We start from the raw sequence: 10,662 nt of genomic DNA, 5'->3' as shown, positions 1-10,662 counted from the left end.
CCGCTGAACGCCAGACGGGGAACGCCGGCGATCGCCGCCATTATTGGCACGACAGCCTTATTCTCGCCCGAACCGATGCGAAAGCGGGTGAGGGTGGCATATTGCCCGCCATGGTCAAACCGGCGTGGATAAAATCCGGCGGCGCCGAAATGGGGCGCGGTGAGGTAATCGCCGACCGATCCACGCTCGCGCGGCGCCAGCGTCGGCATGCGGCATCAAAAACCAGGCATGAACATGGCATAAACCTGCGCGGCCCGTCCGGCGTGGATGTTCCGGCGGCCAATAAAGTGAAAGCGCAAACCCGCCGGATTACGGCGTGGCTGGTAAAAGAACGTCTCGCCGCCGTTGACGATGTCGCCAATCATATTTACCCCTTGATCAACCGATGTATTGATTCTTTACAGGATAATCCCGGCATATTACCCAGCCTGGCCAGGGAACTGAGCAAGCCGTCGGGTGATTTTGGATCGTATCGCGCGGAGCTATTATCTGAAAAACAGCAGCAGCGTATTTTCAGCCAGTGGCTGGATGCGGTGGTTTTTAAACCCGGCATCGGCGAGTTTATTGCCCGCGCCCTGGTGTGCGACAGGTCCGGCGGCGATGAAAATCCCCCCTCGCGCACGGCCATAGGGCACATATTTTCCGCCATCGAAGCTGAGCTGGCGGCCCCCGCCACGGCGCAAGAGGACGCGGCTTCCCCGGACGCGGGCCAGGCGTTAAGCCAATCCGCCCAGCGCTATATCCTGGACAATGTGGTGTTTGCCGACATGCCGACCTTGCGGTTTTATAACGAAACCGCGCCTTTTGCCGGCATGGATGTTGGCAGCGTGGAATGGGTCTATTTGCATGCCGGGCTGCGTTATGCCGACAGCCTGGCGCTGGACGGTTCTCTCCTGTCGAAAGAAGAATTGCTCCAGCTAGGGTATTCATTGGAAGAGATGCTAAGCGCCGCGGTGATTGATGCCGAAATGTTGTTTTTATTTGACGCGCCGGCCAGGATTTTTTATAGCCGGCAACAAAGGTTGCCGGCGACAGAACGGCAGGTGGAAAATATCTTCCATGGGACGAATGCCTCCTCTGTTGCCCTTGAGGCGTTCTTTGCCGCCGGCGAAAAATATAAAAACGACCATAATCCGGCGGAAATTTTACTCTCGGCGCTGGGGAAATACCAAACGCGTACCGCATTGTCGCCCGATCTGGCGCAGGCTACGGCGCTGTTCCAGAGTCAAAATGAGGATATTGCCGCTAAATACGCCGTGGTGGACGCATTAATGCTGTCGCGGTTGCTGGAGGATCGCGCGTCGGTGGCGTCTGAATTTATCGCCGGCGCAGCGGTGAGGCTAATATCGGCAAAATTCAGCGCCTTTAAAAGCCTGAAGCATCTCATGGGCGCAAGGCATATTCCCCGACACGCTTATTCCATCGCGCTATTGCCCGAGGTAGACCTGTTGGCCGCGTCCGTGGGGAGCGAAATACGGATTTTTGCCCTGCGGCCCTCGCAAGCGGGTTATAGCCTTGAGCGTGTGGATAAGATAACGGCACATTATTATGCGCTGATGACGGACCCCACGACGGCGAGAAAAGATCCGGACTATCAGTTGGAAATTAATGAGAAGGCCGTCAATGCGCCGCTGATGAAAAGTGCCGGCGATACGCTGGGGCCGTTGATCGAAAATTTGGTCATGCGGCATAAGCAGCGGCTGATGGACCAACTGCATCAATTCGGTTTTGAAGAAACGTCATGGGAAAAAACACAAAAATTCCTGCTTTCACTGGTTCCGTTTCATGATTGCTTAACGGGCCTCGACGAAGGGCGCAGGGAGGCGATCATACCCTGCCTGACGGACGCGTTTTCCCTGGTTCCCCTGGTCGGGCAGGGCGTGGCGCTATCGGCCCGATTTGCACAACGCGGCGCCATGGGCGGCATCGTTGCCCTGCGCGCCAACCTCGGCGCCCTGGTTGTGCGCGCGTCATTCAGGGAAACGCTGCGCCGGGCCGGAACGGATGTCGTTCGCTTCGCCGTGCTGCCGGCGTCGCGCGAGCTGAACCGCCAGGCCATGATTTCTCTTGGCCTGACGGCCATCAGGGCCATGGATCCCGGCTTTGAACTGGCGGGCTTCGCCGCCGCCCGGACGTTTAAACAGCTGGTCTCCATCGCCAAATTCATGAACGGCCGACTACCGGTATGGCAAAAAATACGCCTGGGGCTTGAACAGCGTCTACCGCCGGTAATGGCGCCGCCCGCTACACCGGTAATAATGGCTCGGCTGGCGGGGCTGGACAAGGAACTGCCGGTGGTAAAACTCGGGGGCGATAAGCTGGCCGGCCAGGACATTTATGTCCGTTTTAATCCCGAGACCGGCGAAGCCTTCGGCAAAAAATACCAGTTGGCCCCTGGCAATATATTGCAGGCGGTGCCTTTGCCCATGGCCAAACGGTTGCGAAACATTCTGGAGCAGGGCATGGGCGGGCGGGGTGCGCCGGGGGCGGGGAAAGAATTCGCCGCCGCATCCGCCGGCCAGCCCTATGCCTGGGTCACGGTCCAACACCTGGCGGCATGGGTGGAAAACGCCATCGGTCCATTACCGACCAGTACCCTGGCCCTTATCGCGCGGTGGCACATTTCTGTGCGCCAATGGCGGGGCTTTGTAAGCCCGGACGGGGTATTAACGGCCCGGGGGCGCGAGATGCTGCAAAACGCCGCGCCGGTTACATGGCGTCGCATCCTTGACCTGCCGCTTGATATGCAACAGCGTATCCTGGGTCCTTCCTACCTGGGAACACTAAGCCATACCGGCCTTGCTTCTCATGCAGCGGATAACGCTCATCGCGTCCCGGCGCTTTTTCCCCGGCAATCCGATATGCTCCTGGCAAAAGAACATGCCCATTTCAATGACATATGGCATCGATGGGCAGCCGGCGGGAGCCGCCACGAACAGCGCGGCAATGCGGTGGTAACATTGCAGCTCTGCCTGCGAGATAACCTGAAGGAACTTGATTTAAGGGGGTTGGGCCTGAAGTCTTTACCCACGGCATTACCGCCGCAGGTGGTGAAACTGAAGCTTAGCCGCAATCAGTTGCGAAACATTCAGGACGTTCCACTGCCCAATTTGACGCACCTGGATATCAGCCATAATCGTTTTAGCCTGTTACCCCGGGTGCAGGCGGATAAGCTGGAAACCCTTATCGTCCACCACAACCAGTTACAAAAACTTCCCGCCACGCAGGCGCCGAACTTGTCCGAACTTGACGTCAGCTATAACGAGATAAATACGGTCAACCTGGTTAGCCATGGGAAATTGATGTCGCTAAAACTTAATAATAATGAATTAACCACGTTACCCGACTTTAGCCAGCTGAAATTAAAAAGTCTTTACCTGGACCATAATCTCCTGACCGAGTTGCCCCGGTTACCGGATACGTTAACTATCTTCAGCGCCGCGAATAATATTTTAGCGCAGGGGACTGAGGTATTACCGCAAAAATTAACCATTCTGGATCTTAGCTTTAATTTAATCAACAAAATACCCCAGCACTGGCAATTCAGCCAGTTGAAGCATCTGAAACTCAATAACAACCAGATAAGTGATATACAGCGGCTATTGCCGCCAACGCTGATTACCTTTTCGGCAAACCACAACTTTATCATGGAACTGCCGCCAACCTGGCCCCCTAAAATAAGGTCTATCCTGCTACAGCATAATGATATCACCACGTTGGCAAACACCCGCTTCCCACCCGGGCTGCGGCTGATCAACCTGAACCACAACCATATCCAGTCCCTGTCTGAAAACTTCCCCGCCGGCACAAAAAAGATTTGCATCGCCGCCAATAAGTTGCGATCCATCATGACCCATGTGCCGCCGGATCTGGAGCTTATCGACGTCAGCCAAAATCTTATTGCGCTGCGCCCCGGGCATTTGCCCGCCAGGGTGGAATTTATCAATTTGCCTTAGTGGCAAGCGCGTTGTCTTTGTCCGTCGTGGCCGGCGCCGTCTTCCACCCGCCGCCCAGCGCCAGGAACAGCATGACCTGGTCGTCGGCCAGCTGCGCCCGCGACTGCGCCAGCGCGGCGTCGCTGTCGGCCAGGCTGCGTTCGGCGTCCAGCACATCCAGGTAACCTATTTTTCCGCTGGCGTAAAGCCGGCGGGTTTTTCCCGCCACGTCCCGGGTTTCTTCACCCGCATCGCGCAGCGCCTGGTAGCGGTCGAGCTCGCGGGCATAGTTGTTCAGCGCGGTCTCCACTTCCCGCAGCGCGGTCAGGACGGCGCCGTCAAAGCGCGCCAGGGACGCCCGGGTGGCCGCCTGTGCCTGGGCGATGCGCGCCTGGGCGACGCCGTTATTGGGAATGGTCCAGGAAATCAGCGGACCCAGGCTCCAGCCATAGGTGTCTTTTTCACCGACGCCGTTCATCAGGCCGGCGGAGCTTCCCGCCAGTCCAAGGGTGATCTTGGGATAAAGATCGGCCATCGCCACGCCGATCCGGGCGGTGGCGGCGGCCAGCTGGCGCTCGTTCTGGCGGATATCCGGACGGCGGCGCAGGAGGGCGGCGCCGTCACCCACCGGGATCGGTTGACCGATCCCGGGCGGCGTAGCGCAATCGGCGACATCACGCGGAAAATCCTGCGGCGGCGATCCGGTAAGGGTGGCCAGCCGGTAGAGCGCGTTCTGGCGCTGGGCCAGCAGAGGCGGCAGGGTGGCCGCGAGCTGCTGGAGCCGCGCGCGGGCGCGCAGGGTATCCAGTTCGCCGGTGCGGCCCGCCTGCAGCAGACGGGCGGTTAATGCCACCGATTGGCGCTGCAGATCGATGGAGCGTCGGGCGGTCTGGAGCCGCAGGCCGGTGGCGCAGATTTCCGCATAGGCGCGGGTGGTATTCGCCGCCACGTTGATCCGGACCAAATCAAGCGCCGCCTGGGCGGCCTCGCTGTCGGCGCCGGCGGCCTCGATGGCGCGCTGGATCTGGCCGAACAAATCCACCTGATAGGAAAGATTCAGGCCGCTGTCGTAGTGCCAGGCGTTATCCGGCACATAGCCCGGCTGCAGTTCCGACAGCCCGGAAGGGTGGCCGTAATAGGGTTTGGCGTTAGCGCTGAGCGTGGGAAGTTGCGCACCGCCCGTCTCTTTGAGCAAGGCTTGCTCCCGCTCAAGGTTGGCCATGGCGACGCGCAGATCGGTATTATGATCCAGCGCCCGCAGAACCAAACGGTCGAGACGGGGATCCTGGTAAAGCCGCCACCAGCGGTCCGGCAACGGCTGGACACTCGCCGGCGCGGCGAGGTTTTTGCCATCGTCCAGCGGCAGGCTGGCGGCGCGGCGGGTCAGCGACGATGCCGGGGACTGGTAGTCGGGGCCGACCGGTTTGAGCGAGCAGGCGTTCAGACCGGCCAGGGCCAGTACCGCGGCGCAGGCGGGCCAGGGGAATAACAACCGGCGATATCCGGCAAGCATGGCATGAAACGGCATGGCTAGCGTCCTTGCGCGACGGGATTGATATTAATGATGCCGCTGGACGAACCCGCCACCTCCACGGTAACCGTTTCGCCGGCCACCAGCCGTTGATCCGGCGCCAAAGCGCCGATTTTCACCCGGACGGGAATTCGCTGCGCCAGACGTACCCAGTTAAAGGTCGGATTAACGCTGGGCAGCAGGTTATCGCCGGTCAGCCGATCGCGTTCGGCAATGCCCGCGGCGATACTTTCCACCGTACCCTTAAACGGCCCATTGCCGCCCATGGGGATAACCCGCACCGGATCGCCAAGGTGAATGCGCGGCAGCTTGGTTTCCTCAAAATAACCCTCCACGTAGAACGATCCGGTATCCACCAGCGCCATCACCGGTTTGCCGGTGGTGGCGTAGCTGCCCTGGCGCAGATCCAGATTGGTCACCATGCCGTCGACCGGCGAACGCACCTGGGCCCGCTGCAGGTTCAGCCGGGCGCTGTCCAGCGCCACCTCCGCCTGCGCCAGGGCGTTTTGCGCCTGATCGAGCTGGGTGCGGGTGCGTTCCCGTTCCTCCTGCGGGATAAGCGTGCCCAGCTGGGCATTGCGCTTGTCCTCGCGCTGGGCCTGGGCGATGGCGATGCGCTGGGAATTAAGGCCGACTTCCGCCTGCCGCACCGCCAGTTCGTAGCGGCTGCTATCCACCACGAATAACAGTGAACCGGCCGCCACGCGCTGGTTATCATGCACCGCCACCTCGGTAACCAGCCCGGAAACGTCCGGCGCGATGGGCACCACGTTGGCGCGCACCCGCCCGTCCCGGGTCCAGGGGGCGAGCTCGTAATGATCCCATAGCCGCAATACCGCCCAAATGGCCGCAAGCGTCACCAGCAGGGTCACCAATACGCGGACAGCCTGCCGCGAACGTAAGGCAAAAGTGTCGGATTTCATGGTAGGTTATCGCTGCAAAAGGTAAGTGACATGGGTAATCCCATAGAGTAAAAGGAAATAAACGGCGATATCGAACAAGGCCGGATGCCAGACCCAGCGATAAAAACCGCCGATCACCAGCAGGCGCCGTACCGCCCAGAACAGCCCCAGCGCGGCCAGCGCCAGCACCATCAGCCAGGGGAAAAAGAGACCATAAAAACCGGCTTCGCCAATCATCGCGTCTCCTCCATAACGGTCAGGGCGACGGGGGCGTCGGGGAACAGATTATTGCGCACGCCCACCAGGGCGGAAATGGCGCCGCGCCACTGCGGGGTGGCTTCCGGCATGGCGAGCATGGTGCCCAGCGCCTGGTCGACGGCGGTATGCAAGGACAAGGCGGGCAGGTTTTCCGCCGTGCGGAATAACAAGGACAACTGCGCGAGCAGCGCGCCGAAGTCCACCGTCGGAAAGTGCCGGCGGGCCTGTTGCAGCGCGATGATATTGACCCCCAGGCGCAGATCGCGCAGGGTTTCCCGGGCGACGCTATCGTGCCGGTTGGTTTCGCCCTGGGCGATGCGCGTCACCAGCAGGCCGATGCGATCGACCATTCTAACGGCGAATATCTGCAGCTGCTGCGCCTTCGCGCCCCGGGCCATCGCCACCAGGTCGCGGCGTATGGCCCGGCGGATGCGGCGCGCGCTCCAGTCGGCGCCGACCGATCGGAACAACCGGGTCACCCGCGCCGCCACGAACGTCCCCAATAGCTGGGCGGTGGTGGTATTGATAAAACTGGTGACATCGGCGTGGGCGGTATCATGCAGCGACAGGGTGCCCGCCACGCCGAACAGCAGCGGCAGCGCCACCATCAACAGGGCCGGGCGGGCGCTGTAGCAGCCCAGCACCAGAAACAGCGGGGCGCAGACCAGTACCAGCATGCCGAAGTCCTGGACCGCGGGCAGCAGCACCAGAATATAAAACGCCGAGATGGGGGCCGACCAGAAGGTGTATTTCAGGAAATTATTGATGGCGGGCACCGGGTCGTCCATCACGGCGAAGAAACTGCAAAATACCGCCGCCATCATGGCCGCGGTGGCGCCGTCGGCCCAGCCGATTTGTATCCAGAACGCGCAGCACAGGCCGATGGCGATAAATGCCGCCAGCGACGACAGCAGAGCCATGCCCAAATCCCGGTGCAGCACCCGGTTGCCGACGGCGGCCAGGCGGCGTCTGGGCATTACCCCGACCCGCATGCCGGTGGCGATGTCCTGGCGCAGCACCAGGCACTCCTGCCATTTCAACACCAGTTCCTGCAGGTAGCCGACCAGCGAGATACGCAATGCCCGCGCCCATGGGCTTTGGCTGCCGCCGGTTTCCAGGCGGGATGCCGACTCGCTCAGCGCCAGGCGCTGGTCGTGATACCCGGCCGGGGTCAGCCGCGCCTGCGCGCCGGTCATCAAGGGTTCGTTGGCCGCCAGCCAGGCGTTGATTTGCCGCTGCACCGCCAGCACGTCGGGGCTCCAGCCGCCTTCGGCCCGGTACAGCGCCTGCAGGCGATCCTCCACGCCGGAGAGCGTGGGGATAAGCTCCGCCACCCGGTCCTGCATGGTACGGATGGCGCCCGCCGTCCAGGTCAGGTTGCCGGTGTCGAACGGGATATGGGTAGCCAGCAGGCGCAACTGGGTAATATCCACCGACAGGCGCAGGCGCGCGGCGGAAAGGGCGCCATCCTCGCCGTCGGGAACCGCTACCGGCGCGGAAAAGATATCCTTCAGCCAGCGCCGGGTATCGGTTAAGGTCTTATCCAGCAGGCCCATGACGCTGCCGGTCAGCCCCGCCGGCAGCACCACGCTGTGTACCAGGGTGGCGCACAAGATACCCAGGCAGATTTCCTCCACCCGGGTGATGGCGGTATTAAAGATTAAATCCGGCGTCTGTACCGACGGGAATCCGATCAGCGCCGCCGTGTAGCCGGCCAGCATAAAGGCATAGGACCGCGGGGTTCTGTCGAGCAGGGAAATAAACAGGCAGACGCTGACCCACAGCGCCATGGCCAGCACCAGCAGCACCGGCGCGTTGGACAGGGCGGGAATGATCAACACCGTGGCGGTGCTGCCGATAAACGTGCCGCACAGGCGGTAGACCGCCTTCGATCGCACCATGCCGGCCAGCGGCTGGCTGACCACGTAGACCGTCATCATCGACCAAAAGGTATTGGGCAGCCCGGCGCGGCTGGAAAGATACAGCGCCATCATCGCCGCGGTAAAGCTTTTCAGCGAATAAATCATTTCCGCGCGGGAGAAAAGCCTGAAGGCGGGTGGGATCATGGTCATTCAGGCCGGCGGCGCGTCATCAAGGGCCGGGGAGCCGTTGATGCCCAGCCGGCGTTCCAGCAGGCAAAATGTGCGCAGGCACGCCTCAACGTCCTCTTGCGGCACGCCCTCGAACAGCGTGGCGCGAAAGTCGTTCAGCATCGTCTCAATCCGTATCCGGATGGCGATGCCCGCGGGCGTCAGATACAGGATCTTGGCGCGCTTGTCCACCAGGTCGTCCTGGCGCAGCACCAGCCCGGCGTCGACCAGCTGATTAAGCGAACGCACCAGCGAAGGGCCTTCTATTCCCAGCTCTTCGGACAGCCCGCCGGGACGGATGCCCTCGGGATGACGGCCAATCAACACCAACGGCCAGGCCATGGCGGAAGAAAGGCCCAGCGGCGCGACAATTTTATCCGCCTTGGTCCGATATCCGCGCTGCAACAGGCCAAGCGCCACGGTCATCGCCATCAGCGCCTGCGCGCGTGTTTTTGGCTTGGTCATAATATTGTTAGCATGTAAGTAGGTAGTTTGCTAACTATATTGTGATCGGCGTCACGAGTCAATTGTCCGCACGCTTTTCGCGCCGCGCGGCGCTATGAACAGGCGGTAATCGCCTGCGCCGCGCGCTTTTTTACGCCAGGATTCAGATATAGACCCGCAGATACTCCGTCAGGCACAGTATGGCCATGGCCTGGCCATAAGGCATGGAGGTCAGGGGGATTTGCCGGTAGTATTCCAGCTCGTCGCCCATCGCCGTACCGAACGACACATCGGTCAGCTCGCCGTCCTGGTTTATGCGGCCGATGACGCCGCGCACCGCGTTTTCCGCCATTGTCCGGTAGCGCGGGTCGATGTAGCGTTTGCGCAGCGCCTTCAGGATGCCATAGGCAAATCCCGCGGTGGCCGAGCTTTCCAGGTACGAATCCCGCTCATCAAGCAGCGTATGCCACAGGCCGCTTTCATCCTGGCATTTTTCCAGGGCGTCGATTTGGCTGGTCAGCACCTCAAGCAAATAACGGCGGGTGGCGTCCTGTTCCGGCAGGTCCAGCAGCTCGATAAATTCCGGAATGGCCACCGTCAGCCAGCTATTGCCGCGCGCCCAGCGCGCCCGGGCAAAATTATGCCGGCCGGCGAAACTCCAGCCGTGGAACCACAGGCCGGTTTCGCGATCCATCAGATACTGGATATGCAGCAAAAATTGATAGGTTGCTTCCGCCACGAACTCGGGCCGGTTGAGTAATTTACCGATTTTCGCCAAGGGCAGCACGCTCATCATCAGCGTATCGTCCCATAGCTGCTGATGATTTTCATTGTTATAGACAATATGCTGCAAACCGTTTTTTTCGGTCCGCGGCATTTCGTACATCACCCATTCCGCCCAGCGTTCCAGATAGGGCCGCCAGGCCGGGTTGCCGGTGTCCTCATAACGATAGGCCAGGGTCAGCAGCGGACAAACCGTGTTCACGTTTTTGGTGGGCGTGCCTTCCGCCAGCCTGGCGGCGAACCAGTCGTCGATAATCCCCCGCATCCGGTCGTCGCCGGTTTGCTGATAGTACTGATAAATTCCGTACAGCCCGATGCCGTGAGTCCATTCCCACCCGGCCCATCCTTTGGTGTCGATGACCCGGCCGTCGTCTAGGCGCAGTAAAAACTCGCCGGTGCGATCCTCGATATTGACCAGATTGTCGGTCACTTGTCCGATAAGCCCTTTTAACCGGTCGCGGGGCAGCAAATACGCCGGCTGGCGGAGCAAGGGGCTGTGTTTTACGCTGAAGATAGTCATGTATTTCGTCCTGCCGATGTCTTTAGAGATAGATTAAATCAGGTGCGCGGTGGGCGCGGCTTTTTCCGGCGCGCCTTTATGGCGGTTAAGGTAGCCGATATTGTTATTGCCCCACAGCGATTCGTATTTCATGCCGGTCAGCGTCTCGACCGTGGCCCGCGCCTGCGGCGTTATCTGCTGCGGCAGCGGATGATTGGCC

Annotated in this window: 8 protein-coding genes; 1 reads left to right on the top strand and 7 read right to left on the bottom strand. The window is 60.8% G+C overall.

Translation table 11 applies throughout. From position 1 onward, the window contains the following. The coding region (locus tag VGC33_RS00040) for a hypothetical protein (protein ID WP_331117726.1) at nt 1–209 on the bottom strand (209 nt) is incomplete at its 3' end. A gap of 78 nt (nt 210–287) precedes the next feature. Here VGC33_RS00040 and VGC33_RS00035 point away from each other — a divergent pair. Beyond that, nucleotides 288–3,956 carry a leucine-rich repeat domain-containing protein gene (locus VGC33_RS00035; protein WP_331117724.1) on the top strand — a complete coding sequence of 1,223 codons (3,669 nt, stop codon included), beginning with the start codon at nt 288–290 and terminating at the stop codon, nt 3,954–3,956. On the opposite strand, the gene VGC33_RS00030 is transcribed toward VGC33_RS00035, so the two are convergent. From VGC33_RS00030 to bglB, 6 genes are all read right to left on the bottom strand, one after another. Continuing rightward, entirely contained in the window at nt 3,943–5,463 is a 1,521-nt protein-coding gene (locus VGC33_RS00030; protein ID WP_331117722.1) for an efflux transporter outer membrane subunit, read from the bottom strand. The two genes, VGC33_RS00035 and VGC33_RS00030, sit on opposite strands and share 14 nt — an antisense overlap. 2 nt (nt 5,464–5,465) lie before the next feature. Continuing rightward, complete coding sequence (locus VGC33_RS00025) at nt 5,466–6,389, bottom strand: efflux RND transporter periplasmic adaptor subunit (protein ID WP_331117720.1); 924 nt, start codon at nt 6,387–6,389, stop codon at nt 5,466–5,468. 6 nt (nt 6,390–6,395) lie between these two features. Next, complete coding sequence (locus tag VGC33_RS00020) at nt 6,396–6,605, bottom strand: DUF1656 domain-containing protein (RefSeq protein WP_331117718.1); 210 nt, start codon at nt 6,603–6,605, stop codon at nt 6,396–6,398. Beyond that, nucleotides 6,602–8,692, bottom strand: coding sequence for an FUSC family protein (locus tag VGC33_RS00015; protein ID WP_331117716.1), 2,091 nt, complete (start codon nt 8,690–8,692; stop codon nt 6,602–6,604). The genes VGC33_RS00020 and VGC33_RS00015 overlap by 4 nt, the downstream gene beginning before the upstream one ends. Nucleotides 8,693–8,698: 6 nt before the next feature. Then, a complete protein-coding gene (locus tag VGC33_RS00010; protein WP_331117714.1) occupies nt 8,699–9,181 on the bottom strand; it encodes a MarR family winged helix-turn-helix transcriptional regulator in 483 nt (160 codons plus the stop codon). 142 nt (nt 9,182–9,323) lie between these two features. Next, the gene (gene bglB, locus VGC33_RS00005; protein WP_331117711.1) at nt 9,324–10,463 is read right to left on the bottom strand and encodes a beta-galactosidase BglB; all 1,140 of its coding nucleotides are present in this window, start codon (nt 10,461–10,463) and stop codon (nt 9,324–9,326) included. Between the last annotated feature and the right edge of the window lie 199 nt (nt 10,464–10,662).

This window comes from Acerihabitans sp. (genome assembly GCF_036398755.1).
GTDB lineage: Bacteria > Pseudomonadota > Gammaproteobacteria > Enterobacterales > Enterobacteriaceae > Acerihabitans.
The sequence above is the reverse complement of the archived record's forward strand: the minus strand, read 5'-3'. Positions and strand labels throughout refer to the sequence as shown.

Excerpts from the sequence above, each read along its gene's own strand:
- bglB (WP_331117711.1), bottom strand. The coding sequence starts at position 10,463 with ATGACTATCTTCAGCGTAAAACACAGCCCCTTGCTCCGCCAGCCGGCG.
- VGC33_RS00025 (WP_331117720.1), bottom strand. The coding sequence starts at position 6,389 with ATGAAATCCGACACTTTTGCCTTACGTTCGCGGCAGGCTGTCCGCGTA.
- VGC33_RS00010 (WP_331117714.1), bottom strand. The coding sequence starts at position 9,181 with ATGACCAAGCCAAAAACACGCGCGCAGGCGCTGATGGCGATGACCGTG.
- VGC33_RS00020 (WP_331117718.1), bottom strand. The coding sequence starts at position 6,605 with ATGATTGGCGAAGCCGGTTTTTATGGTCTCTTTTTCCCCTGGCTGATG.
- VGC33_RS00030 (WP_331117722.1), bottom strand. The coding sequence starts at position 5,463 with ATGCCGTTTCATGCCATGCTTGCCGGATATCGCCGGTTGTTATTCCCC.
- VGC33_RS00015 (WP_331117716.1), bottom strand. The coding sequence starts at position 8,692 with ATGATCCCACCCGCCTTCAGGCTTTTCTCCCGCGCGGAAATGATTTAT.